The organism is Pseudomonas sp. LJDD11, assembly GCF_024584215.1.
Lineage (GTDB): Bacteria > Pseudomonadota > Gammaproteobacteria > Pseudomonadales > Pseudomonadaceae > Aquipseudomonas.
Genome location: NZ_JANJFL010000020.1, coordinates 66,173 through 90,627, shown reverse-complemented (window position 1 = coordinate 90,627; position 24,455 = coordinate 66,173). Strand labels below are relative to the sequence as shown.

Annotated in this window: 28 protein-coding genes; 13 read left to right on the top strand and 15 right to left on the bottom strand. The window is 61.5% G+C overall.

From position 1 onward, the window contains the following. The first annotated feature begins 7 nt into the window (after positions 1 to 7). Positions 8 to 502: a TIGR02444 family protein gene (locus tag NRB16_RS20770; protein WP_045484840.1), complete on the top strand. Its 495-nt coding sequence runs from the start codon at positions 8 to 10 to the stop codon at positions 500 to 502. Here the strand turns inward: NRB16_RS20770 and NRB16_RS20765 are convergent. After that, on the bottom strand, positions 480 to 1,409 hold the full coding sequence (locus NRB16_RS20765) for an AlgP family protein (RefSeq protein WP_257106834.1): 930 nt from the start codon (positions 1,407 to 1,409) through the stop codon (positions 480 to 482). The genes NRB16_RS20770 and NRB16_RS20765 overlap by 23 nt on opposite strands. A gap of 222 nt (positions 1,410 to 1,631) precedes the next feature. On the opposite strand from NRB16_RS20765, the gene NRB16_RS20760 reads away from it, so the two are divergent. Further along, on the top strand, positions 1,632 to 2,306 hold the full coding sequence (locus NRB16_RS20760) for an FKBP-type peptidyl-prolyl cis-trans isomerase (protein WP_253114146.1): 675 nt from the start codon (positions 1,632 to 1,634) through the stop codon (positions 2,304 to 2,306). Positions 2,307 to 2,364: 58 nt separating this feature from the next. Here the strand turns inward: NRB16_RS20760 and NRB16_RS20755 are convergent, their stop codons facing one another. From NRB16_RS20755 to NRB16_RS20720, 8 genes are all read right to left on the bottom strand, one after another. Beyond that, positions 2,365 to 2,826 carry an Rsd/AlgQ family anti-sigma factor gene (locus NRB16_RS20755; RefSeq protein WP_045484844.1) on the bottom strand — a complete coding sequence of 154 codons (462 nt, stop codon included), beginning with the start codon at positions 2,824 to 2,826 and terminating at the stop codon, positions 2,365 to 2,367. A gap of 166 nt (positions 2,827 to 2,992) precedes the next feature. Next, positions 2,993 to 3,532: a disulfide bond formation protein B gene (locus tag NRB16_RS20750; RefSeq protein ID WP_257106833.1), complete on the bottom strand. Its 540-nt coding sequence runs from the start codon at positions 3,530 to 3,532 to the stop codon at positions 2,993 to 2,995. Positions 3,533 to 3,771: 239 nt separating this feature from the next. Continuing rightward, a complete protein-coding gene (locus tag NRB16_RS20745; protein WP_257106832.1) occupies positions 3,772 to 5,016 on the bottom strand; it encodes a heme biosynthesis protein HemY in 1,245 nt (414 codons plus the stop codon). Then, on the bottom strand, positions 5,013 to 6,125 hold the full coding sequence (locus NRB16_RS20740) for a uroporphyrinogen-III C-methyltransferase (protein ID WP_253114138.1): 1,113 nt from the start codon (positions 6,123 to 6,125) through the stop codon (positions 5,013 to 5,015). The genes NRB16_RS20745 and NRB16_RS20740 overlap by 4 nt, the downstream gene beginning before the upstream one ends. A 48-nt stretch (positions 6,126 to 6,173) precedes the next feature. After that, entirely contained in the window at positions 6,174 to 6,953 is a 780-nt protein-coding gene (locus NRB16_RS20735) for a uroporphyrinogen-III synthase (protein WP_045484852.1), read from the bottom strand. Next, positions 6,953 to 7,891 (bottom strand): hydroxymethylbilane synthase, encoded by a 939-nt coding sequence (gene hemC, locus NRB16_RS20730; RefSeq protein ID WP_045484855.1) that lies wholly within the window; start codon positions 7,889 to 7,891, stop codon positions 6,953 to 6,955. Before hemC ends, NRB16_RS20735 begins: the two co-directional genes overlap by 1 nt. Before the next feature lie 258 nt (positions 7,892 to 8,149). Beyond that, positions 8,150 to 8,896, bottom strand: a complete 747-nt coding sequence (locus tag NRB16_RS20725; protein ID WP_045484858.1) for a LytTR family DNA-binding domain-containing protein — start codon at positions 8,894 to 8,896, stop codon at positions 8,150 to 8,152. Next, positions 8,893 to 9,978, bottom strand: coding sequence for a sensor histidine kinase (locus NRB16_RS20720; RefSeq protein ID WP_045493990.1), 1,086 nt, complete (start codon positions 9,976 to 9,978; stop codon positions 8,893 to 8,895). The genes NRB16_RS20725 and NRB16_RS20720 overlap by 4 nt, the downstream gene beginning before the upstream one ends. Before the next feature lie 114 nt (positions 9,979 to 10,092). Between NRB16_RS20720 and argH the strand changes: the two genes are divergently transcribed. The 4 genes from argH (at position 10,093) to NRB16_RS20700 (ending at position 15,233) form a co-directional block, all read left to right on the top strand. Next, complete coding sequence (gene argH / locus NRB16_RS20715) at positions 10,093 to 11,487, top strand: argininosuccinate lyase (RefSeq protein ID WP_045484861.1); 1,395 nt, start codon at positions 10,093 to 10,095, stop codon at positions 11,485 to 11,487. Between the two features lie 81 nt (positions 11,488 to 11,568). Next, positions 11,569 to 11,859, top strand: coding sequence for a hypothetical protein (locus NRB16_RS20710; protein WP_253139906.1), 291 nt, complete (start codon positions 11,569 to 11,571; stop codon positions 11,857 to 11,859). Positions 11,860 to 11,963: 104 nt separating this feature from the next. Further along, on the top strand, positions 11,964 to 12,212 hold the full coding sequence (locus tag NRB16_RS20705) for a TIGR02647 family protein (RefSeq protein ID WP_253114132.1): 249 nt from the start codon (positions 11,964 to 11,966) through the stop codon (positions 12,210 to 12,212). Between the two features lie 180 nt (positions 12,213 to 12,392). Next, positions 12,393 to 15,233 (top strand): class I adenylate cyclase, encoded by a 2,841-nt coding sequence (locus tag NRB16_RS20700; RefSeq protein ID WP_257106831.1) that lies wholly within the window; start codon positions 12,393 to 12,395, stop codon positions 15,231 to 15,233. Here the strand turns inward: NRB16_RS20700 and NRB16_RS20695 are convergent. Together NRB16_RS20695 and cyaY are read right to left on the bottom strand one after the other, a co-directional pair. After that, positions 15,224 to 15,448 (bottom strand): DUF1289 domain-containing protein, encoded by a 225-nt coding sequence (locus NRB16_RS20695; RefSeq protein ID WP_045493993.1) that lies wholly within the window; start codon positions 15,446 to 15,448, stop codon positions 15,224 to 15,226. The genes NRB16_RS20700 and NRB16_RS20695 overlap by 10 nt on opposite strands. Before the next feature lie 2 nt (positions 15,449 to 15,450). After that, positions 15,451 to 15,783, bottom strand: coding sequence for an iron donor protein CyaY (gene cyaY / locus NRB16_RS20690; RefSeq protein WP_045484869.1), 333 nt, complete (start codon positions 15,781 to 15,783; stop codon positions 15,451 to 15,453). Between the two features lie 236 nt (positions 15,784 to 16,019). Here cyaY and NRB16_RS20685 point away from each other — a divergent pair, with 236 nt between their 5' ends. From NRB16_RS20685 to NRB16_RS20660, 6 genes are read left to right on the top strand one after another with little or no spacing between them, the layout of a single operon-like run. Continuing rightward, positions 16,020 to 16,166, top strand: a complete 147-nt coding sequence (locus NRB16_RS20685) for a lipoprotein (RefSeq protein ID WP_045484871.1) — start codon at positions 16,020 to 16,022, stop codon at positions 16,164 to 16,166. Positions 16,167 to 16,175: 9 nt separating this feature from the next. Then, a complete protein-coding gene (gene lysA, locus NRB16_RS20680; protein WP_257106830.1) occupies positions 16,176 to 17,423 on the top strand; it encodes a diaminopimelate decarboxylase in 1,248 nt (415 codons plus the stop codon). Between the two features lie 3 nt (positions 17,424 to 17,426). Beyond that, positions 17,427 to 18,257 carry a diaminopimelate epimerase gene (dapF, locus tag NRB16_RS20675; protein WP_253114125.1) on the top strand — a complete coding sequence of 277 codons (831 nt, stop codon included), beginning with the start codon at positions 17,427 to 17,429 and terminating at the stop codon, positions 18,255 to 18,257. Positions 18,258 to 18,270: 13 nt separating this feature from the next. Next, complete coding sequence (locus NRB16_RS20670; RefSeq protein WP_045484875.1) at positions 18,271 to 19,002, top strand: DUF484 family protein; 732 nt, start codon at positions 18,271 to 18,273, stop codon at positions 19,000 to 19,002. A 2-nt stretch (positions 19,003 to 19,004) separates the two neighbouring features. Next, positions 19,005 to 19,904, top strand: a complete 900-nt coding sequence (gene xerC, locus NRB16_RS20665) for a tyrosine recombinase XerC (RefSeq protein WP_253139900.1) — start codon at positions 19,005 to 19,007, stop codon at positions 19,902 to 19,904. After that, positions 19,897 to 20,589 (top strand): HAD family hydrolase, encoded by a 693-nt coding sequence (locus NRB16_RS20660; protein ID WP_045484877.1) that lies wholly within the window; start codon positions 19,897 to 19,899, stop codon positions 20,587 to 20,589. The genes xerC and NRB16_RS20660 overlap by 8 nt, the downstream gene beginning before the upstream one ends. Before the next feature lie 170 nt (positions 20,590 to 20,759). On the opposite strand, the gene sutA is transcribed toward NRB16_RS20660, so the two are convergent. From sutA to glnK, 4 genes are all read right to left on the bottom strand, one after another. Further along, positions 20,760 to 21,092, bottom strand: coding sequence for a transcriptional regulator SutA (gene sutA, locus NRB16_RS20655; RefSeq protein WP_045484878.1), 333 nt, complete (start codon positions 21,090 to 21,092; stop codon positions 20,760 to 20,762). A 95-nt stretch (positions 21,093 to 21,187) separates the two neighbouring features. Then, complete coding sequence (locus tag NRB16_RS20650; RefSeq protein ID WP_045493996.1) at positions 21,188 to 21,613, bottom strand: secondary thiamine-phosphate synthase enzyme YjbQ; 426 nt, start codon at positions 21,611 to 21,613, stop codon at positions 21,188 to 21,190. A gap of 233 nt (positions 21,614 to 21,846) precedes the next feature. Next, positions 21,847 to 23,184: an ammonium transporter gene (locus NRB16_RS20645; RefSeq protein WP_045484880.1), complete on the bottom strand. Its 1,338-nt coding sequence runs from the start codon at positions 23,182 to 23,184 to the stop codon at positions 21,847 to 21,849. A 35-nt stretch (positions 23,185 to 23,219) separates the two neighbouring features. Continuing rightward, on the bottom strand, positions 23,220 to 23,558 hold the full coding sequence (gene glnK, locus NRB16_RS20640) for a P-II family nitrogen regulator (protein ID WP_002555808.1): 339 nt from the start codon (positions 23,556 to 23,558) through the stop codon (positions 23,220 to 23,222). Between the two features lie 421 nt (positions 23,559 to 23,979). On the opposite strand from glnK, the gene NRB16_RS20635 reads away from it, so the two are divergent. Beyond that, entirely contained in the window at positions 23,980 to 24,243 is a 264-nt protein-coding gene (locus NRB16_RS20635; RefSeq protein WP_045493999.1) for an accessory factor UbiK family protein, read from the top strand. Positions 24,244 to 24,455: the final 212 nt, after the last annotated feature.

Here is a 24,455-nt window from a genome sequence, read left to right as displayed (position 1 = left end):
GACCACTATGCCTGCGGATCTATGGAGTTTCACCCTCGATTTCTATGCCCGACCCGGTATCGAGCAGGCCTGCCTGCGCCTGCAGGACCAGGGCGCGGATGTGTGCATGCTGCTATGCGGAGTCTGGCTGGGCGCGCGCGGGGTGGCTTGCCATCCGGCGCGGGTCGAAGCAATCAGCGCGCTGGCCCGGCCTTGGCAGGCAGACGTGGTCACTCCACTGCGTGCGCTACGCATTCAATGGCGTAGCAACGCAAAAGCAGATGCGGGGTTGGCGACGCTGCGCAATCAGCTCAAGAAACTGGAGCTGGATGCCGAACAGGCTCTGTTGCAACGCTTGCAGGCCCTGGTTCTGCAATGGCCTGAAGAGCAGGCAAACGAGACCGGACTATGGCTCAAGACGCTGGCCCCAGAAGTGGCGGGGCTGGACCGCGACGCACTGCAAGTGCTGTGCGACGCGGCCAGTGACGCCGGCAAGCAGCTTAGGAAGCGCTGCTCGGGTTGACGCTGTTGGCAACTGCTGGCGCTGTAGCCGGGGCGGCTGGCGCAGCAGGTGCCGACGTGCTTGCAGTTGCAGCCGGGGCGGCTTCAGGTTTGGCGGCGGCTGGTTTGGCTGGGGCCTTGGCAGCAGCAGGCTTGGCAGCGGCTGGTTTGGCCGGGGCCTTGGCAGCAGCAGGCTTGGCGGCGGCTGGTTTGGCCGGGGCCTTGGCGGCAGCGGGCTTGGCAGCGGCTGGTTTGGCCGGGGCCTTGGCGGCAACAGGCTTGGCGGCGGCTGGTTTGGCCGGGGCCTTGGCGGCAGCAGGCTTGGCGGCGGCTGGTTTAGCGGCGGCGGCCTTGGCTGGTGCTTTGGCAGCAGCAGGTTTGGCGGCTGGTGCCTTGCTGGCAGCGGGCTTGGCTGCGGCTGACGCCTTGGCAGCAGCGGGTTTGGCAGCTGGCTTGGCGGCAGCAGGTTTGGCAGCTGCGGTTTTCGCTGGCGCCTTGGCAGCGGCAGATTTGGCAGCCGGCTTGGCTTCGCGCGAGCTCAACACTTTACTGACAGCTTCGCCTACGCGGCCCACGCCTTGGGCCAGCTTGAGGCTTTCCTGCACATCACGCTTGAGTTGCTGAATGTAGTTGCGCGTCTCGGTCTGACGATCTTTGAGGGTGTCGAGCAGCGTTTCAAGTTCTTCGACAGCGGTCTTGGCTTTGGCCTGAGCCTTGGTTTTTCCGGAGGCAGCAGCGTCTTGAATGCGGGTGCGCGACTTGTGCAGTTTTTCCTGGGCCTTGACCCGTTGTTTTTCCAGCTTGGCGAGCAGTTTCTCGGCATCGGCCTGAGCTTGAGTGCAGGCGTCTTCCAGATGCTCGAGCAAGCTGCTCGACAGTTGTTGGAGCAAATGCAATGGGGTATTTACTGGCTTCTTTTTGGCCGACATGATTTACCTCCTGGCTGACGAAATTGCGGCCCATACTAGCCCTCTGCCCGAAGCGCCGCTAGCGCATCTTGACAGCATTGCAAGCCCGCTGTTGCATCATCACCCGCAAGATTGTGCAAGTTCATGGCCTGTCTGAAAAATTTCACCTCTACAGGTTGCTCATCCAGCCCGCCAGCACTGGCATAATCTTCAGGCTTTTTCATTACTGGCCGGAGAGCAGCCATGTCGCGCTACCTGTTAATGTCGTTGGTTCTGGTTGTGCAACTGGCCCAGGCCAGTGAGCCCCCGGCGTCCAGCGATACCCGTGATCTGGCCTACAGCCTGGGCGCCAGCCTGGGTGAACGGATGCGCCAGGAGGTCCCGGACCTTGATCTGGATGCGTTGGTCGAGGGTTTGAAGCAGTCCTATCAGGGCAAGCCGCTGGCACTCAAACAAGCACGCATCGACAAGATCCTCGCCGACCACGATGCGGCCATGACCCAGGCCGAAGCCGCCGGCACCGATTCGCAGACCGAAGCCGCACTGGCTGCGGAGCGGCGTTTCATGGACGCGGAAAAAGCCAAGCCGGGCGTCAAGGTTCTGGCTGACGGAATCCTCATGAGCGAACTGGTCGCCGGCAGCGGCCCTCGACCCGACCCCAATGGCCGGGTCGAGGTGCGTTACACCGGGCGTCTGCCAGACGGCACGGTGTTCGATCAAAGCAGCCAGCCCCAGTGGTTCCGCCTCGACAGCGTGATCAGCGGCTGGACCACCGCCCTGCAAGGCATGCCGGTCGGAGCCAAATGGCGTCTGGTGATTCCATCGGCACAGGCCTATGGCGCCGAAGGCGCAGGTGACCTGATTGACCCGTTCACGCCGCTGGTGTTCGAAATCGAGTTACTGGCTGTTTCGCACTGAACGAAAAAGGGTGCCGAAGCACCCTTTTTCACAACGCTCTGAAAACTCTTTTAAACGCTCAGGCTTCAGCGCTGGCCTCTTCCTTGTGCGAGTTGTGCAGCACCTCGATCAGGCAGTCTTCGAGTTCGAAGCGCTCGTGCAGCAGCCCGCCAAGTTTCTTGAACTCAGTGGCGCAATCTGAAGATTCATTCTTGTCGCAGCGATCATTGAACGCCAGAGCAAACTGGGTGATGACCTCCAGACGCGGGAACAGTGTGTCGGCCAACTCAAGACCCCGCTCGTCGTTAAACGCCCGGGCTTCATCGCTGAGTTGTTCATAGACTTCGAAGTGACCGGCAGAGACATAGTCGACCAGCAACTGGCAGAAGCGTTGCTTTGCCTTGCGCTCGCCAAGCGATTGCGGAGAACCGCCAAGGGCATCATAGGCCCGGATCAGTTCATGACGTTCGAGGAGCCAACGATCAATCAGCAGGTTGACCCCACCCCAACGCTCCTGAGCACTCTCGCAGCTTTCCAGCATGATGTTCTCTCTTCCCTTAAGGGCATGCGGTCCTGTAGCGGCCTCAAGGCACGAAACAGGCCAGGTGAACCGAGCCTGACGGCGTCATGAGAGCCGAGTTTCTCGACGCTTGCGAGCCAGATTATGCCCGCAGGATAAGCCCATCAAGTCAAGAAAACGAGAAAGTTCATACAAGTGTTTGATCCTGATCCTGACCAATGCCCCGGATCCTGCGGCCTATCTGGCCTGACAAGGGATACAGTGCCAATAGCATCAGCCCTGCAAAACACAAAAGACTCCACTCCGGCAGGCTGATGCCGAACAGTGACCAGTTGATCTCGGCGCACAAGCGTGATTCGCCTTGCAGCAGGTCACCCCAGGCATCCAGCGCCAGATTATCGAAGCTACGCTCCAGCGCATTGGTGACCGCCAGAAATTGTTCGGGCGATGAGGTCTGCAACCAGACCTGAGCCCCGGCCACACCAGCCCCCGCAACAGCCGCAAGCAGAAGGCCCCCCGCATAACGGCGCCAGCCGCGCACCGAAGGGCCGTGTAAAGCGGCTGCCAGGCAGATCAGACCGGCAAGCGCCAGCAAGACCCGTTGCCAGCGGCAGAGCAGGCATGGCTCGAGGTTAAAGCCATGCTGCAGCCAGAGCGCCGCCCCCAGGGACAATGCGCATGCAATGAACGCCATGAGAAAGAGAACGCGTGTGCGGGCCAGATGCATGGCAAATCCGTAACAGAAAACGAAGGCCGCTACGGTAGAGGAAAGCGCCTTACGCTTTCAAGGCGCTGACCTTCCGATGTTTCGCTGAAAACAAAAGGAAAAATACACACACAAATGCAGGATTTTTACCTTATAGCGTAGGAATATTCCTGGACGCATTTCTGTCAACCACGCAACACCACTGAAAAATGCGGTCAATCGCCGCAGGAGCCCGCCATCGGCCCCTGCATGACGCATTTTCAGGCGCGACTCAATGCGGGCAACGGCCGGGCCAGCAGGCGCTCATCGAGCATGCCCAGACCTTGCTGGAACAACTGGTTGCTGCGCTCGGTTTCACCCAACTGAGCCAACAGCCGCGCCAGTTCAGCGCAGGTCTCCGGATTGGGCTCAAAGCGCAGGCTGCTTTCCAGATAATCCCGCGCCTTGCCCCATAGGCGCCCTTGCAGGCAAATGCGCCCCAGGGTCAGCAGCAGGCTGGGATCTTCGGGGTGCTGTTTCAGCCAGCCTTCGGCTGCCTGCAACTGCTTGCCGTTGTCGGCGCCACGCACCAGACCATACAGACGGGCCAGATGGCTGTTGTAGTCGCGCTTGAGCGCGGAGCGCAATACATCTTCGGCCTGAGCCTCGGCATTCAGACGTCGCAACTGCTCGGCGTAGGCCAACACCAGGGCCGGTTCCTGACGCTGCGCAGAACTGAGCGCCTTCCAGGCCTGGTCCAGCGACGCCAGGCCACTGGCGCTGGCATTGTCGGTTTCACGCCAGGCTGCCAGGCTGAGGTTTTCGCCCCAGGCACGGCGCTCCAGCTCGGCCAGCTCGGCCGCCGGCAGCACTTTGTCTTTGCGCAACTCAGGCATCAGACGCACCAGTTCGGACCAGTCGCCGCGCAGCAGGTACAGACGTTGCAACTGACGCAGCACCTGCGGGTTATGCCGGTGACGCTCCTGCATCGCCTGCAGGGTCACCAGCGCACCATCGGTATCGCCACGGTCCTGCTGCAACTGGGCATGACTCAGGGCTACTGCCAGTTCGGCTTGCGGCTGACGCTGCAAGGCACGCTCGAGCAGACTGTCGCAGTCCTCGTAACGGCCTTGCTCATTGGCGGCGCGGGCAGCCCCGAGGTAATAGAGCAGCGGCTGCGGATCAGCCTCTGCGGCGCGATGCAGATGACGCTGGGCGCTGGCCCAGCGGCCTTCAGCCAGGTCCATCTGGCCCTGTTCGACCGCGATCTGCACCCGGCGGCTGCGGTTGTGTCGCGACCAGGGATTGACCAGGCCGCTGGAGGCGCTGACCAACCCGATCAACAAACGCGCAACCAGCAGCACCAGCCAGAGCGCCAGCAACAGACCCAGGGCCGCCCAGAGGCTCGATTCGTAACGGAAGTTCTGATAGGAAATCAGTACATAGCCAGCGTGCTCGGCCATGGCGACCCCGATCAGGGCCGCGACAGCAATGGCAATAAAGAGCAGGATGTAAAAGCGCTTCATGGGCTGGTCCCCCGCTGCGTTTCAGCCGGCTGTGGCGACATCTGGCGACGCTCCAGGTAAGCCTGTACCGCGCTGAGGCTTTGCGCCAGGTCCGGAGTCAGCACCGACACCTGCTGGCCGGCCAGGGCCGCCAGACGCTCGGCGATGACCTTGCTCTGCGGATTGTCTTTGTTGAAGTTGGTATCCAGCACGCTGCGCGCCTCGCCAATCGACTTGGCGTAGACCTGCGGCTCGCCATTGAGCGCAGCCCACTGCGCCTGCTCCAACGCCAGGGTCAGGGCCAGACGCACCTGCGCCAGGCTCTGCCCGGCGAGCAGCGGGCGAATGTCCTTGTCGGCATTGAAGTCGATGCGGATGTAGTGGGAAATCTGCTTCCACCAGCGGCTCCAGTAGCTGTCTTCGCTCTGGCTGGAGGTCAGGCCGAACAGCGACTCGCCCTTGTCCTGGTACTCCGGCGCCAGCGCGTTGAGCTGCAAGGCCTGCTCACGCAGCGCCGACAGTTGCAGGAACAGGCCGGTACGGTCAGGTTGCTCGACACTGCGCAGCGCCGTCATGCTCCGCGCCAGCTGCTCGCGGGCAGCGAAAGCCCCCGGATCATCCTGCTCACGCAGGATTTCGTCGGCACCCTGGACCAGCGCGCGGGCACTGTTGATGTCCTGCAACGCCGACAGACGCAGGCTGGCCAGACGCAGCAGATGCTCGGCCTCAGCCAGACGCCAGTCTTTGCGGCTGGCACCGAGTACGGTTTCCAGGCGCTGGCTCAGGCGTTGCTGGTCACCCTGCAACTGCGCCACCAAGCGGCGGTTGTCTTCAAGCTGGGCGGCCGGCGGAAACTGCGCCAGACGCGCGTTCAGTTGCTGGTCAGTACGCGCCAGAGCCAGGGTCTGCTCGGCGATATCCTGCACCTGACTGCGCTGCTGCAGATGGCCCGCCTGGAGCATGCGTAATTGCCATACTCCCCAACCGGCTACACCGACACCGGCAATCCCCAGCAACAGGGCCAGAACCGCCAGACCACTGCCTCGGTTACCGCTGCGCTTGGGGGCGGGAGTTGCTGGCGAAGTCTTCGACAACGCTTCTTCGTCTTTGGGCAAGGCTGTTTCGCTCACGTGTCCATCCTTTGCAGTTAGGCGTCGTTTTCCACAACGCTTGATCGATCAGGGCGCCGCCACCGCGGGTTCAGGGGTTGCCTGTACGGCTTGTAACAAGGCCGCAGTACTGGCACCACGGCAATCGACGACAATACGGGCACCGGCATCACGTGCCAGCTCCGCGACCCGGGGGCTCGGTACGAATAACGGCAGACCCGCCAATTCAGGCCAGCAGTCTCCCGCCATCTGCAGCAAATGCTCAAGACCCTGCCCACTGCTGACCACCAGCCCGTTCAAGCGTTCCCCCGCCACGCGCTGTGGCAACGCAGCGACGGGGTAATCGGGCCTGAAGCGGCGGTACAATGGCAGGTAGTCGACCCGCACACCCGACTCGCGCAACCGCTCGGCCATCCACTCGCGTCCGTCTTCACCGCGCATGATTAACACACGACTTCCCGGTATGGCGATGGCCTGATGCAATTGCGGCAAATCGAGCAAGGCTTCGCTGTCGTCACCCTGCACTGGCCAGGTCACATCCAGCAGACCGTAATCAAGCAAGATCTGCCCGGTGCCGCGGCCTACGCAAAACCACGGCTGGATGGGCGGCTGCGGCCAGATTTCATCCAGCAGTTCGACGACCAGACGCGCTGCCGGCTTGCTGACCACGATCACCGCCTGGTAGTGCATCAATTCGAAGATCTTTGCGCGCTGCGCGTCATCGAGCACAAGCGGCTCGGTCTCCAGCAGCGGCAGGCTGCTGGAAAAGATCCCTGCTGCGGCCAGCTCATGCGCCACCTGCGCCGATTCTTCGGCAGGCCGGGTCAGCAACAGGCGCCAGGCGCTCATCACTCTGCGGCCTGACCATAAATGGCGTGCAGAATGCGCTCTGCGCCCTGCGCCAGCAGGTCCTCGGCCACCTGCACACCCAACGCCTGGGCCGCGTCCCGGGAGGCACGTGCCTCAGCGCGCAGCAGCACACCGCCAGCCGGCTCGCCGACCAGGCCGCGCAACCACAACTGTTCGCCTTCAAGCACCGCATAACAGGCGATCGGCACCTGGCAGCCGCCGTTGAGGTGACGATTGAGCGCACGCTCAGCACTCACCCGCGCCGCCGTGTCGGCGTGGTGCAGCGGCGCCAGCAACGCATGGATTTGCGCATCGGCGCTGCGGCATTCAATGCCCACCGCGCCCTGGCCGCCGGCAGGCAGGCTGTTTTCGATACTCAGGTTGGCGGTGATACGCGCCTCGAAGCCCAGCCGTATCAAACCGGCAGCGGCGAGGATAATCGCGTCGTACTCACCCGCATCAAGCTTGGCCAGGCGCGTATTGACGTTGCCGCGCAAGAACTGAATCTTCAGGTCAGGACGCAAGGCCAGCAACTGGGCCTGACGGCGCAGGCTTGAAGTGCCCACCACACTGCCCGGCGGCAGCGCATCAAGACTGACAAAATGGTTGGAAACGAACGCATCACGCGGGTCTTCACGCTCACAGATGCAAAACAGGCCCAACCCCTCGGGGAAGTCCATGGGCACGTCTTTCATTGAGTGCACAGCGATATCGGCCTGATTTTCCAGCAGCGCCGTTTCCAGCTCTTTGACGAACAGGCCTTTGCCACCGATTTTCGACAGCGGTGAGTCGAGCAGTTTGTCGCCACGGCTGACCATCGGCACCAAGGTCACGATCAGCCCCGGATGGGCCTGTTCCAGGCGGGCTTTGACATACTCGGCCTGCCACAGGGCCAGTGCGCTTTTGCGGGTAGCGATGCGGATCTCGCGAATGGACATGGATCAATCCGTACAGGGTAAAGACCGCCGATGATAACAGTTCGGCCGCGTGCGCTTGGAGTGCTGCCGGTGAACTCCCGGCAGGTCACTGACACGAATCAACGAAAACACTGCCCATACCCGTCCGGGGCCGCGTTTTGGCGAGGCCAGTGACGATAGTCGTCCTGCGCACAGTCTGCTTTGTCGAAAACAGCGTCGAAATGTCCATTTACGCCAGACAGGTACGGACGAGCCGCGAATCGTCCGTCCTGAAGAACGTCAAAGCTGCTGCATCATCTTGCGCACGCCGGCCACATGCCGACGACTGACCACCAGGGCATCGCCGTTGAGACCCTTGAGGTACAACTGAAAATGCCCAAGGGGCGTTCGCTGCAGGCGCTCGATTCGCTCACGGGCCACCAGAGCATTGCGGTGGATGCGCACGAATCGGTCGCCGAACTCGTCCTCAAGCGCCTTGAGCGGCTCATCGAGCAAGACCTCTCCCCCCTCATGGCGCAGGGTGACGTACTTGTGGTCGGCGATGAAATAGATCACCTGCTCCAGGGGAATCAGCTCGATTCCCTTGCGGGTCCGGGCACTGATATGCGTGCGCGGACCGTTGCCACTCTCGGCGGCAGGGCGGGTCATCGCGGCCAGTTGCACGCGATTGGGTCGTTCGGCTTTTTTCAGCGCTTCGGCCAGGTGCTCGGGGCGCACCGGCTTGACCAGGTAGCCGACCGCGCTGACCTGAAACGCATCCAGGGCAAATTCACCGTGTGCGGTGCAGAATACAACGGCGGGCGGGGTTTCCCGCTCGCACAGTCTGGCAGCGACCTGCAGGCCATCGAGGCCTGGCATAAGGATGTCGAGCAGCACGATATCGGGCTTGTGGCTTTCAATCAGCGCCAGGGCTTCTTCGCCATTGGCAGCGCTGGGTTCAAGAACCCGGTAGCCTTCGATTTCACCGACCAGGCGGCTCAATCGTTCGCGGGCCAGGGGTTCGTCATCAACGATCAGGACATTCATATTGCTTTGGCTTCCTGCGTGAGTCTCGCACAAGGATAGCGTAGACAGGTGTAGTGACGACCGTCACGGCGCTCCACGCTCAGACTGGCATGAGGACCAAAAAGTGCCGTAATTCGCGCACCTATGTTCAACAAAGCCTGCTGGGTGCCGTTGGACGTCTGCCGCGGGGCAACTTCGTCATAAGGATTGCTGACACACAATATGAACTCTCCCCCTTCGTAATCTGCCTCGACCCTGACCACCCCTCCATCAACACGAGGAGCAATGCCATAGGTCAAAGCGTTTTCCAGCAACGGTTGCAAGGTTAGCTGGGGAATCGGCAAGTCATCCGCGATTGCACTTACCGCCCAATCCAACTGTAGACGCTCGCCAAGACGATATTGTTCGATCGACAAATATCTTCTCGCCAGTTCCAGTTCCTCACCCCAGGTCACCAGCGTGCCCGGCCGGGCCAGGCTGGCACGAAACAGGTCAGACAGATCCAGCACCGCCTGCTCGGCCTTGACCGGGTTGCTCACCACCAGGCTGGCGATACTGTTGAGCGTATTGAACAGAAAGTGCGGCCGGATACGCGCCTGGAGCGCCTCGATCCTGGCCAGAGACTCGGCCTGTTGCTGCTTGCGCCACTGACTCTGTAGATAAAAATAGCGCAACATCAGCGCCGACATGATCAAGGCAATCACCGAATAGCGAATATAGCGCTCGACCATGCCCTCCAGGCTGATCCGCCCCGACAACTGACAGACATCGGTGATCACGGTACACAGCAGCGTCAACCCCACCACCATCAGGCACCCCGACAGCCCGGCCAGACCGCTTGGCAAGCGTGCCAGCCAGGGACGCAGGCCGCACAGCAGCGCCGCCGAGAGCAGCACGATCCACTGCACGAACAACGACATCAGGGCCAGCCGCACCCATGGAAAGCCGTCAGGGATCGGCTCGACCAGTATCAGTGCCAGCACCAGCAGCTCGGCCAGCAGTATCAGTACCAGCAGCGTCTGGGGCAGGCACAGTTCGGGTAAAAAGAAGTCCTGTTGCGCAGCGGATTGATCGTTTTCGGTTTTCATAGGGCCCTCACGCATGGCGTCCAGTCTCTGCCCGGCACATGACGGCAGCAAGCGCTGCAAGGATAAAAACACACCATCCTGCTATGATCGACGCACTTCGTAACCAAAAGCAGAGCAACGAGCGAAATCATGAGCACCGACAAGACCAACCAGTCCTGGGGCGGCCGTTTCAGTGAGCCCGTCGACGCGTTCGTCGCGCGATTCACCGCCTCCGTCAACTTTGACCAGCGCCTGTATCGTCATGACATCATGGGTTCTGTCGCCCATGCCACCATGCTGGCCAAGGTCGGCGTGTTGAGCGATGCCGAACGCGACACCATCATCGACGGCCTGACGACCATCCAGGGTGAAATCGAGGCTGGCCAGTTCGAATGGCGCGTCGACCTGGAAGACGTGCACATGAACATCGAAGCCCGCCTGACCGACCGCATCGGCATCACCGGTAAAAAGCTGCACACCGGGCGGAGCCGTAACGACCAGGTGGCCACCGACATCCGCCTGTGGCTGCGCGATGAAATCGACCTGATCCTCGGCGAAATCACCCGCCTGCAACAAGGTTTGCTGGAGCAGGCCGAGCGCGAAGCCGACACCATCATGCCCGGCTTCACGCACCTGCAGACCGCTCAGCCAGTGACCTTTGGCCACCATCTGCTGGCCTGGTTCGAGATGCTCAGCCGCGACCATGAGCGCCTGGTCGACTGCCGCAAGCGTACCAATCGCATGCCGCTGGGCAGCGCTGCGCTGGCGGGCACCACCTACCCGATCGACCGTGAGCTGACCTGCCAGTTGCTGGGTTTCGAAGCGGTCAGCGGCAACTCGCTGGACGGCGTGTCGGACCGCGATTTCGCTATCGAATTCTGCGCCGCCGCATCGCTGGCGATGATGCACCTGTCGCGCTTCTCGGAAGAGTTGGTGCTGTGGACCAGCGCCCAGTTCCAGTTCATTGACCTGCCGGATCGTTTCTGCACCGGCAGCTCGATCATGCCGCAGAAGAAAAACCCTGACGTACCTGAGCTGGTGCGCGGCAAGAGCGGCCGCGTGTTCGGCGCCCTGACCGGGCTGCTGACGTTGATGAAAGGCCAGCCACTGGCCTACAACAAGGACAACCAGGAAGACAAGGAACCGCTGTTCGACGCCGCCGACACCCTGCGCGACTCGCTGCGGGCGTTTGCCGACATGATCCCGGCGATCAAGCCGCGTCACGCCATCATGCGCGAAGCCGCGTTGCGCGGGTTCTCCACTGCCACCGACCTGGCCGACTATCTGGTGCGCCGCGGCCTGCCGTTTCGCGACTGCCACGAAATCGTCGGGCATGCCGTGAAGTACGGCGTCGAAACCGGCAAGGATCTGGCTGAAATGAGCCTGGACGAGCTGCGCCAGTTCAGTGACCAGATCGAGCAGGACGTGTTCGCGGTACTGACCCTGGAAGGTTCGGTCAACGCCCGTAACCATATCGGCGGGACCGCACCGGCCCAGGTTCGCGCCGCCGTAGCCCGCGGCCAGGCGCTGCTGGCTGCACGCTGAGCTATCGCCACCCGGTCGCCGTGGGAGCGAAGCTTGCTCCCACGAGCGCCTTCAGCCGCGATGCTTCACAGGAGAACCTCCATGAGCAACACCCCCGAACACGACATCGATGCCGATGACGAAGAGCAGTTCGCCGCTTCGACCCTGATCCAGGCCATCGAAAACCAGCTTGAGTCCGACAATCCGCCGGCCGCCAAGGCGGTGTACAACAAGCTGACCCTGGTGGGTTATGAACGTGACGACATTCTCGAAATGATGGCCCATGTACTGGCCGTCGAGATCGACGCCATGCTTGAAGCCGACCGACCCTTCGACAGCCAGTGGTACGAGACCGCCTTGCGCGCCTTGCCGGAGCTCCCGCCACAAGACTGATAGGCAAAGCTCCAGAACCGGGACTACACTGCCAAGGCCCCCTGCCACGATCTGTTCGAGGGGCTACGCTTGAAGATACCCACTATAAAAAGTCTGGAGCGCCTATGTCTTATACCCCTGAGCTGGTTGCTGAACTGGAAATCCTTGCCCTGTTCAACCTGGACAACACCCTTGAAGGCCTCAAGATCCATCACGTGGCAGCCCCCAGTGCGATTGCCGCTGCGCAGCGACTCAATGAAAAAGGCCTGACCACCCAGGTCGACGGTGGCTATCTGACCAGCCTGGGACTGGAAGCCGCACGCCACGCCCAGGCCCTGCTGACCATTCTCGACGTTTCCCGCAAGGCAGCCTGATTCGCGGCAGCCATCAGAGCCTGGCGATAAAAAAGCTTGCCGGGCTTTTCACCTGAACCACCCGAAGCGCTATAAAATTGGCGTCATTTTTCAATTACGCCGTTCAAGCCCAGCGCATCAGCCCGTTCGGGGTAACGGCATCAATACTTACAACAAAACCTGAACCGGGTTTGAGTGGCGATGACGCACCCATTTGAAATTCGCCCCGACCTTGATCAGGGCATTGACCGCAAAGTCCTCAGCCAACTCAAAGACCGCTTCCTGAGCCTCAACGAGCGCCGTCTGGCACGCGCCATGGAAGGACTCTCCTCACGCCAGCAAAGCGTCCTGACCCTGCTGCCGCTGCTGTTTCACGTCAATCACCCGCTATTGCCCGGTTATGTATCCGGCAATACGCCAGCCGGTGTGTCGAATTACGAGCCGGCGGCCCCGGTCCTGGCCGAAGCACAACGGCTGACCCGGTCTTTCTCGCACAAGCCACGCCATGGTCATGCGGTGCAGCCAATCCACGGACTGTTCCTGATGGGCAGCCTGGGGACGCTGGCACAGGCCGAGCAAAGCGATATGGACGTCTGGGTCTGCCACGACAGCGAACTGACACCCGAAGCCATTGCCGAGCTGCGCAAGAAATGCCAGGCACTGGAAGCCTGGGCCGCCACCCAAGGCGCCGAAGCACACTTCTTTCTGGTCGACCCACAACGCTTTCGCGAGGGCGAACGCGAGACGCAACTGAGTTCAGACGATTGCGGCACCACCCAGCACTACCTGTTGCTCGATGAGTTCTACCGCACCGCCATCTGGCTTGCCGGGCGCATTCCACTGTGGTGGCTGGTGCCAGCCTACGAAGAAGCCCGTTACGAGCAGTATTCGCACACCCTGCTGTCCAAGCGCTTCATCCGCGCCGATGAAGTGCTCGACCTGGGCAATATGGCCCACATTCCGGCGGGTGAGTTCGTCGGCGCCGGGCTCTGGCAGTTGTACAAGGGCATCGAGTCACCTTACAAGTCGGTGCTCAAGCTCTTGCTGATCGAGGTCTATGCCAGCGAGTACCCGCATGTTCAGTGCCTGAGCCTGCGTTACAAACAAGAGGTGTTCGCCCACCGCCTCGACCCGGACGAACTCGACCCCTACATCGTGGCGTACCGACGCATCGAAGAGCACCTGCTGGCCCGCAACGAGCCCGAACGTCTGGAACTGGTGCGGCATAGCCTGTACTTGAAGGTCAATAAAAAGCTGACCGGCCGGCAGCGCAGCAGCGGCTGGCAACGCCAGTTGCTGGAACATCTGACCCGGCAATGGGGTTGGAGTGAACAGCAACTGACCCTGCTCGACAACCGTAACCACTGGAAAGTCCGGCAAGTCAGCCACGAACGTCGCGCGCTGGTCAACGAACTCAATTACAGCTACCGCTTCCTGACCCAGTTTGCCCGCACCCGGCAGGTCGCCAACTCGATCAATACCAGAGACATGAGCGTGCTGGGCCGTCGCCTGTATGCCGCTTTCGAGCGTAAAGCGGGCAAGATCGAGTTCATCAACCCCGGTATCGCTCCGGATCTGGCCGAGGACACCCTGACCCTGATCCACCTGCCCAACCCGCGTGAGCCGGGCAAACACCAGTGGAGCCTGTACAACGGCAATCTCGGCGTGCAGGAGTATGAAAACCATGCGCCGATCAAACGCAGCCGCGAGCTGATCGAGCTGCTGACCTGGTGTCATCGTAACGGCGTCATCGACAGCACAACGCGCCTGGCACTGCATCCCGGCAGCAGCGATCTGAGCGAGATTGAGCTGTTCAACCTGATCGGCGCCTTGCAGCAGAGCATCCCGCTACCGTTGCCGAGCGTCAGCGACGAGCAACTGTTGCAACCCAGCGAGCCTGCGCAAATTCTCTTGTTGGTCAATGTCGGGGTCGACCCACTGCGCCATCACCGCGACCTGAATATCCTGATGACCACTGAGCGTACCGACTCGCTGAGCTATGCCGGGACGCGCGAAAACCTGGTGCTGACCCTCGACCAGGTGACCCTCAATAGCTGGAACGAGACGCTGGTCAGCCGCTATGAGGGGCCGCACGCGCTGCTCGACTGCCTGACCGAATTGCTCGGCAGCCTGCCCGACGGCGCCACGCAGCCGCGCATCCAGGTGCGCTGCTTCTGCCATAACCGCGCACCGGCCATTGCCCAACGAGTCGAGGAAATCATCGATACCGCCCGCTTGTTGCAGGCCCGTCGCCTGAACCACCGCTACCTGTTCCAGGTCCAGCAGCAGTACCACGTTCTGGCCTTGCTGCCCGACCAGACAACCCAGGTGGTGGTCAACAGTGTGGCGGGGCTGTTCACCTATCTGGGCGAAGAACTGCCTTGCTACAGCCCGCTGTATCTGGACCCGCATGCCCTGGACGATCAAGACCTGCCGTTGATCATGCCCTACGGTCAGCCAGAATGCCTGCAGGTGTTCTATCGGGTTATCGACCGTTACGCCGACCTTTATGTGCTCGACGAGCACAACGCACTCTGGCATCAGCGCCTGCCATGGCACGACGAGCAAAGCCTGTTAATGCCCTTGCAGCGTTTCTTCCACTCACTCATTTACCGGCGCGGCGCCTCGCTGCCCCTGGATAATCCGCACGAGCCGGTGTCGCTTGAGGTGCTGTATTACCAGATCCTGCCTTCAGGCAGCGGCCATGCCCGCAGCATCGAACCGCGTCAGGCGCCGACCACAGCGGACAAGCCGTTCTATGACGTGCAGGCGATTATCGAAGAGGCTTCACCGGGGCAGATGAACGTCTCGCTGTACTGCAATAACCGGGAGTTCACCGAACTGGAGCATGGCGACCAGCTGTACGCCGTGGTCGCCCGGCAGATCCTTGCCCAGCGTCAGGAACCGGAGCGCTACCGCTGCTACATCACCGACCTGGACTTGTCAGGGCTGCTCGATGACGGCCACGGCCAGAGCATCCTTTACCTGCGCCACAAGGCGCGGCTGGAAAAGCTGCTGAATGAGGCGATGGATCAGGCCTGAGCCTGCAGCCTGCGCTGCTCGGCGGCATGACGGATCTGCCGGCGCCGCTCGTCATCGGCCGAGCGCCACTCGCGAATGTCTTCCACATGCCGGAAACAGCCCAGGCAGACCTTGTCTTCATCCAGCCGGCAGAGGCTGACGCACGGCGAAGCAACAGCCGGGCTGACGTTGCTGTACAGCGGTTTGGGAGGTCGTGGAGCGGCGCCGGTGGTCATCATCAGATCTCGTCGAATTCCAGTTCGACGCCCGCCTGCTCAAGAGTGATGCGCGGCAGCATTTCGCTCAGCAGTTCATCACTGGTATCACAGACCCAGCGATTTTCTTCCTGGTCGTAGTCGAAGTGATAACCGCCTGAGCGCGCCGCCAGCCACAGCTGACGCAGGGGTTCCTGACGGCTGAAGATCAGTTGCGAGCCATTTTCGAACTTGACGGTCAGCACGCCGGCCGAATTTTCCAGATCAAGGTCCAGATCGCTCTCGTCGAAGATGTCCTCCAGGGCCTGCTGGGTGGCATCGACCAGATCGTGAAAACGCGCTTCGGTCAAACTCATGGGGGAACCTCGCAAAAGTGGTCAGGCATCACATGCCGCGCACGATACGGGCGCAGCCGGGCAAATGCAAAGCCTGGCCGCCTGCTTGTTCGTCAGGCGTCGATAATCCGCCATTTTTCTGGCCCGGCCAGTCATTGCCGCGCTAACCCCGCCAGACGGAAAGCCCGCTGCATAGGCAAGCCGTCAGGTGGCCGGTATACTCGGGCCCAATCAAAGCTTATACAAAGGATTTCGCCATGAAGCGCCTGATCTCTTCGCTTGCTGCGCTCGTCGCGGTTGCCTGTCTTGTCACCGCCTGCGGCCAGAAAGGCCCGCTGTACCTGCCTGACGACACCAAGTCTGCCGACGAACAAGCCAAGTCGCACTCGCACAAGCACAACTAAGGGACCTCAATGGACGCTTTCAACTACCGCGACGGCGAGCTGTTCGCGGAAGGCGTGGCGCTGTCTGCCATCGCCGAACGCTTCGGCACGCCGACCTACGTTTATTCGCGCGCGCACATCGAGGCGCAGTACAACGCCTATGCCGACGCCCTGAACGGCATGCCGCACCTGGTCTGCTTTGCAGTCAAAGCCAACTCCAACCTCGGCGTGCTCAACGTGCTGGCCCGCCTGGGCGCCGGCTTCGACATCGTTTCACGCGGTGAACTCGAACGCGTTCTGGCGGCTGGCGGGCGGGCTGACAAGATCGTCTTCTCTGGCGTGGGCAAGAGCCGCGACGACATGCGCCGGGCGCTGGAAGTCGGCGTGCACTGCTTCAACGTCGAGTCCACTGAAGAGCTGGAGCGCCTCCAGCTGGTGGCCGCCGAGCTGGGCGTACGCGCGCCGGTATCGCTGCGGGTCAACCCGGACGTCGACGCGGGCACCCACCCTTACATTTCTACGGGCCTGAAAGAGAACAAGTTCGGCATTGATATTGTTCAGGCCGAAGACGTCTACGTCCGCGCCTCGCAGTTGCCGAACCTGGAAGTGGTCGGCGTCGACTGCCATATCGGCTCGCAGCTGACCACTCTGGAACCGTTCATCGACGCGCTGGACCGCCTGCTGGATCTGGTCGACCGGCTGGGTGATTGCGGTATCCACTTGCGCCATATCGACCTGGGCGGCGGCCTGGGCGTGCGTTATCGCGATGAAGAGCCGCCTCTGGCCCAGGATTATATCCAGGCAGTGCGCAAGCGCCTTGAAGGCCGCGACCTGGGCCTGGTATTCGAGCCGGGCCGTTTCATTGTCGCCAATGCCGGCGCCTTGTTGACCCGTGTCGAGTACCTCAAGCACACCGAGCACAAGGACTTTGCCATTGTCGATGCGGCAATGAACGACTTGATCCGCCCGGCCCTGTATCAGGCCTGGATGGACGTTTCGGCGGTGCAGCCGCGTGACAGCGCGCCCCGCCTTTACGACATCGTCGGCCCGATCTGCGAAACCGGCGACTTCCTGGCCAAAGACCGCGAGCTGGCCCTGGCTGAAGGCGACCTGCTGGCCGTACGCTCGGCGGGCGCCTATGGTTTTGTCATGAGCTCGAACTACAACACCCGTGGCCGCGCCGCCGAGGTGCTGGTCGATGGCAATCAGGCCCATGAAGTGCGCCGCCGCGAAACCCTGACCGAGTTGTTCGCCGGCGAAAGCCTGCTGCCGGAGTAATCCATGCTGCTGCGTTTTACCAAAATGCACGGGCTGGGCAATGACTTCATGGTTCTGGACCTGGTCAGTCAGCACGCGCACATCCAGCCCAAGCACGCCAAACAATGGGGTGACCGGCATACCGGCATCGGCTTCGATCAACTGCTGATCGTCGAGGCACCGAGCAACCCGGACGTGGATTTTCGTTACCGGATCTTCAACTCCGATGGTTCCGAGGTCGAGCAGTGCGGCAACGGTGCGCGCTGCTTCGCGCGCTTCGTGCTGGACAAGCGCCTGACCGCCAAACGCAAGATCCGCGTCGAGACCAAGAGCGGGGTCATCGAGCTGGACGTCCGCAATGACGGCCAGATCAGCGTCGACATGGGCCCGCCACGGCTGGTTCCCGAGCAGATCCCGTTCCAGGCGCCGCAACAGGCCAGCAGTTATGATCTGCAGGTCGACGGCCAGACCGTGCAACTGGCGGCCATATCGATGGGCAACCCGCACGCGGTACTTCGCGTTGAAGACATCAACAAGGCCCCGGTGCATGAGCTGGGGCCGAAGATCGAACACCACCCGCGCTTCCCGGCCAGGGTCAATGTTGGTTTCCTGCATGTCGTAGACCGCCAGCGCGCGCAGTTGCGCGTCTGGGAGCGTGGCGCCGGGGAAACCCAGGCCTGCGGTACCGGTGCCTGTGCAGCCGCCGTCGCAGCCATCAGTCAGGGCTGGATGGATTCGCCGGTCATGATTGACCTGCCCGGTGGCCGCCTGAGCATCGAATGGGCCGGGCCGGGCCAACCGGTGTTGATGACCGGGCCGGCGGTACGGGTCTACGAGGGTCAGGTTCGTCTATGAGTGAGCAAATGCGATGACCGATCAGCCTCCAGCTTCAACCCTAGTCGAGCAGCCATCCACTGCGGATGCGCGGCTCAATCCTGAAGCGGAGGCGGTCATCGCCTACCTGCTTCAGCACCCGGAGTTTTTCTCCGAGCACGACGAACTGCTGGTAAGCATGCGCATCCCGCACCAGCGCGGCGACAGCGTGTCGCTGGTCGAACGCCAGCTCAAGCTGCTGCGCGAACGCAACATCGAGATGCGTCACCGACTGTCGCAGTTGATGGATGTCGCCCGCGACAACGACCGGCTATTCGAAAAAACCCGACGCCTGAACCTGACGCTGATGGACGCGGGCAGCCTCGAAGAGCTGATCATGGCCGTCGAAGACAGCCTGCGCCACGACTTTCAGGTGCCCTTTGTCAGCCTGATCCTGTTTGGCGACAACGGCATGCCAGTCGGCCGCTGGATCAGCAGCAGCGAAGCGCAGAAGGCCATCGGCGGGCTGATGGGCGACAAGGCTGTGTGCGGCGCACTGCGCGATCACGAGCTGGCATTTCTGTTCGGTGCCGAACCCGCCAAAGAAGTCGGCTCTACCGCGCTGGTGACCCTCAATCATCAGGGCCTGCATGGCGTGCTGGCCATCGGCAGCCGTGACCCGCAGCATTACAAGAGTTCCGTGGGCACGCTGTTTCTAGGCTATATCGGCGAAGTGCTGAGCCGTCTGTTGCCGCGCTTCACTCATGCCTTGCGCTCGGTGCGCTGAGATTGGAACAGCAACTGCAAGCCTACTGCGAACATCTGCGCAGTGAGCGTCAGGTGTCACCGCACACCCTGCTGGCTTATCGCCGCGACCTGGACAAGGTCCTGGCCTTCTGCCAGAAACAGGCGCTCGGCGACTGGAGCGCTCTGGACATTGCGTTGCTGCGCAGCTTTATCGCCCGCCAGCATCAGCAAGGCCAGTCTTCACGCAGCCTGGCGCGCCTGTTGTCGGCCGTGCGCGGGCTGTATCAGTATCTGAACCGTGAAGGCCTGTGCCAGCACGACCCGGCGGGCGGCCTGGCGCCCCCCAAAGGCGAACGGCGACTGCCCAAGACCCTTGACACCGACCGTACAGCGCAACTGCTCGATGGCGCGGTGGAAGACGATTTTCTGGCCCGTCGCGATCAGGCCATCATGGAGTTGTTCTACTCCTCAGGCCTGCGCCTCTCGGAGTTGACCGGCCTGGACACCGACCAGTTGGACCTTGCCGATGGCCTGGTACAAGTGCTGGGCAAAGGCAGCAAGACCCGGGTTCTGCCAATCGGCAGCAAGGCGCGTCAGGCGCTGGACGAGTGGCTCAAGCTGCGCGCCCTGGCCAACCCGCGCGACAACGCGGTGTTCATCAGCCAACAGGGCAAACGCCTGGGCCAGCGCGCGGTGCAGGTGCGCCTCAAGGCCGCCGGCGAGCGCGAACTGGGCCAGAATTTGCACCCGCACATGCTGCGCCACTCCTTCGCCAGCCACGTGCTGGAGTCCTCCCAGGACCTGCGTGCGGTGCAGGAGCTGCTCGGCCATGCCGACATCAGCACCACGCAAATCTACACTCATCTGGACTTCCAGCACCTGGCCACCGTGTACGACAGCGCCCATCCACGGGCCAAACGCAAAGGCAATGCCCATGATTAAGCTGATCACCTTCGACCTGGACGACACGCTCTGGGATAACGCCCCGGCCATTGCCGGCGCCGAAACCCTGCTGCGCGACTGGCTGATTGAACACGCACCGCGCCTTGGGCCAGTACCGGTCGAGCACCTGTGGGAAATCCGCACCCGGCTGATCAACGCCGAGCCCGGCCTCAAGCACCGGATCAGCGCCCTGCGCCGCAAAGTGCTGTTTCATGCCCTGCGCGACGTGGGTTACGACGAAGACCAGGCACTGGACCTGGCCGAGCGCAGCTTCGAAGCGTTTCTCCATGGCCGCCATCAGGTGCAGGTGTTCCCGGAGGTCCAGCCGACCCTGGAAATCCTTGCCAAGACCTATGCACTGGGCGTGATCACCAACGGCAACGCCGATGTGCGGCGCCTGGGCCTGGCCGACTACTTCAGGTTTGTGCTGTGCGCCGAGGACCTGGGCATCGGCAAACCCGACCCCGCACCGTTTCGCGAGGCGCTGCGCCGCGCCAACTGCGAGGCAGACCACGCGGTGCATATCGGTGACCACCCGGACGATGACATTGGCGGCGCCCAGCGCGCCGGGCTCAAAACCATCTGGTTCAACCCGCAGGGCAAGGTCTGGGAAGCCACCCATCGTCCGGATGCAGAGATCCATAACCTGTCGCAATTGCCCGAGGTGCTGGCTCGCTGGGGCTGACGAATTAGCGCCGCCGCGTCACAACTGCGATTGCACGAGGGGCCGGCGACGCTGCGCTTTAGCGGCGAAAAGCTTCGCAGCTAAAGCTGCTCCTGCGAGGGCCATGCGCGGATCACAGGCAAGAAAAAGCCCGCAGCGACAGCGGGCTTTTTCTTTACGCTCAAGACGCCTCAGATAGGGCGGCTGCCGTACTTGTTGTCCGGCTTCTTGGGCGGGTCGGCCACCACATTGGCCTCGACTTCCTGCACTTTGCCGCCACGAGAGAGAAACTCTTCCATGGCGCGTGCCAGAGCGTCGCGATCCTTTTGTTTGGCCTCGATGCTGGGCAGTTCATCGACCGATACTGCAGCCTTGGACTTGCCTTTGGCAGGCGCGGCCGTAACTTCGCCGCCATCATCAGCATCAGGAGCGTCGTCTTCAGGCGCTGCGCTGAGCTCCTCGCCTTCGTCCTCGCCTTCCAGGTCGTCTACCAGATCATCGTTATCGTTGTCGTCGTCGCTCATGTTCTACCTCATGACTTGCGAAAGCAGATTAGTTATAGCTCAGCAACCCGGAAAATCGAGCCGCCGTGAGAACCAGCAGCCGCTCAAACCAGCGGCTATTCCCGCTCACCCTGAAGGGTGGCCAGGACCCGGCGAGCACCACCGCGATCACGATGCTCACCGAGATAAACACCTTGCCATGTACCCAGCGCCAAACGTCCGGCCGTCACCGGCAAAATCAACTGGCAGCCTAGCAAACTGGCCTTGAAGTGCGCCGGCAGGTCATCAGGACCTTCATCGTTGTGTTCGAAGCCCGCCACACCCTGAGGCACCAGGCGGTTGAAAAATCGCTCGAAGTCACGACGCACAGCCGGGTCGGCGTTTTCGTTGACGGTCAACGACGCCGAGGTATGTTGCAACCACAGATGCAGCAATCCAACCCGACACTCCCGTAGCCCGGACACGCCGGCAACGATCTCATCGGTGACCAGGTGAAACCCGCGCGACCGCTCTCGCAGGGTGACCACTGATTGCTGCCACATACCGTTCTCCACACGTTCGGCGCGCATTCTAACTCGCCTGAGAAAAAAGCAAAGCGCCATAAACCTACATTACTGTCAGCAATAGCCGTTGCTGGCAAAAGTGCCGTCGAGACCGGCGCAAACGATCTATAACACTGCGTGATGCACAATCAATGACAGCATCGCAGCGCGGGTGATCCATAAATTTCAGACAAAAAAAATGCCCGGCTAGCCGGGCATTTTTCGCAGAAGGCTTACAGGTTGTAGCCGCGCTCGTTGTGTTGCGCAAGGTCCAGACCAACGACTTCTTCTTCTTCGTTGACCCGCAGCCCCATGACCACGTCCAGCACCTTGAGGATCACGTAGGTCACGATTGCGGTGTACACCACGGTGAAGGCGACACCCTTGAACTGCACCCAGACCTGGGTGCCGATGTCAGTCACGGTGCCGAAGCCGCCCAGAGCAGGGGCTGCAAACACGCCAGTGAGGATCGCACCGACGATACCGCCGACACCGTGCACGCCGAAGGCATCCAGCGAGTCGTCATAACCCAGTTTGCGCTTGAGGCTGGTGGCGCAGAAGAAACACACCACACCCGAGACCAGGCCGATCACCAGAGCGCCCATCGGGCCTGCGGTACCGGCGGCCGGGGTGATTGCCACCAGGCCTGCCACCACACCCGAGGCGATGCCCAGAGCACTTGGCTTGCCGTGGGTCAGCCACTCGGCGAACATCCAGCCCAACGCTGCAGCCGCGGTTGCGATCTGGGTGACCAGCATCGCCATGCCAGCGGTGCCGTTGGCGGCGGCAGCGGAGCCGGCGTTGAAGCCGAACCAGCCGATCCACAGCATGGCCGCGCCGATCAGGGTGTAACCCAGGTTGTGCGGAGCCATTGGCGTGGTCGGGTAGCCTTTACGTTTGCCCAGTACCAGGCAAGCCACCAGGCCCGCGATACCGGCATTGATGTGGACCACGGTGCCACCGGCAAAGTCCAGTACGCCCCAGTCCCACATCAGGCCACCAACACCGCCCCAGACCATGTGAGCGATCGGTGCGTAGACCAGGGTGAACCAGATGGCCATGAACACCAGCATCGCGGAGAACTTCATGCGCTCGGCGAAGGCACCGACGATCAACGCCGGCGTGATGATCGCGAAGGTCATCTGGAAGGTAATGAATACCGCCTCAGGGAACAGCGCAGCAGCGCCAGTCAGGCTCGAAGGGGTCAGGCCCGCCAGGAAGGCTTTCTCGAAGCCGCCGACAAACGAACTGAAGTTGACCACGCCTTCTTCCATGCCGGTCGTGTCGAACGCCAGGCTATAGCCGTAGACCACCCACAGGATGCTGATAAGACCGGTAATGGCAAAACACTGCATCATCACCGAGAGAACGTTTTTCGAGCGAACCATGCCGCTGTAGAACAGTGCCAGGCCCGGAATGGTCATGAACAGGACCAGCGCGGTGGCGGTCAGCATCCATGCGGTGTCACCGGAATTGAGTACAGGTTCTGCAGCAGGCTCAGCCGCCAGGGCCAGACCAGGTAAAGCGAGGGACAACAGGGCTCCAAGCCCTGCGAATTGACGCAGAGTCATAGTGTTTCTCCTGGGGCTTTAGGGGGGTTGGCGGCTTAGATCGCGTCGGTATCGGTTTCGCCGGTACGGATGCGGATCGCCTGTTCCAGATTCACGACGAAAATCTTGCCGTCGCCAATCTTGCCGGTGTTGGCAGCCTTGGTAATGGCTTCGATAACCCGGTCCAGATCCTTGTCGTCAATGGCGACATCGATCTTCACCTTGGGAAGGAAGTCGACAACGTATTCAGCACCGCGATACAGCTCAGTGTGACCTTTCTGACGTCCGAAGCCTTTGACCTCAGTGACAGTGATGCCCTGCACGCCGATCTCGGACAACGATTCGCGTACGTCATCGAGTTTGAACGGCTTGATGATTGCAGTGACTAGTTTCATGAAACTCTCTCCCGAATTGGTGGACTTGCCCCAGGAAAACAAACCCGTCTCAAGTCTAAGCTCAGTGCCTGGCTTTGTAACGTGTCGGTCGCCTGTTCAGGTCGACACCGACGCCAGATAAACGCATCTGACGATCTACTTCTCCGTTGTGCCTGCCGCACTGCATTTGTCACGTCGACTGCATCAGTGCAGGAGTCACGAAGGTCTATTGCAGAAAGCTTGCCATGTCGGAAAAAGTCACTGAATTCAGGTGGTTGTTGCCTTACAGGCCTGCAACACCTGGCATAGGCGGCCGCCGCCCGCACAATAACGGTGCGTCCGTGCACACCCTTGTGCGCAATAAACGTGCATCTGACCGAGGGAAAATGCCCCACAGCAGCTCGTGCTACACTGCCAGCCCTCTTGAGTCCGGGAATTGATCATGCTCGCCCCCAAAGCCCTCCTCGATGCCCTGAGCGACCACGCTTCGCGCCTGTTCAATGGCGAGACGCCGCTGCCGCGCAGCGAGTTCGAAAGCCAGTTCAAGATTGTGCTGCAAAGTGCTTTCAGCAAACTCGATCTGGTCAGCCGGGAAGAGTTCGACAGCCAGATGGCCGTCCTCGCCCGCACACGTGCGCGCCTTGAAGCACTGGAAGCCAAAGTTGCGCAACTGGAAAGCAAAATCAGCCCGACCACGCCGGACTGATCGGGGTCATGGTGCCCTTTGGCGCATGCCGGATAACGGCATGTTCGCCATCATCAACATGCCATCAACACACTAATTGCCAAGACCCTATCTATTAGAGGTCTTTATCACGGGCGTTTTCGTCTAAAATGCCCGGCTGAATCGTTCAGGCCCTGTTTCTGACGCCTCTAAAGCGCGCAGCACAGACTGCGACAGCCTGACGAAAGGGACTC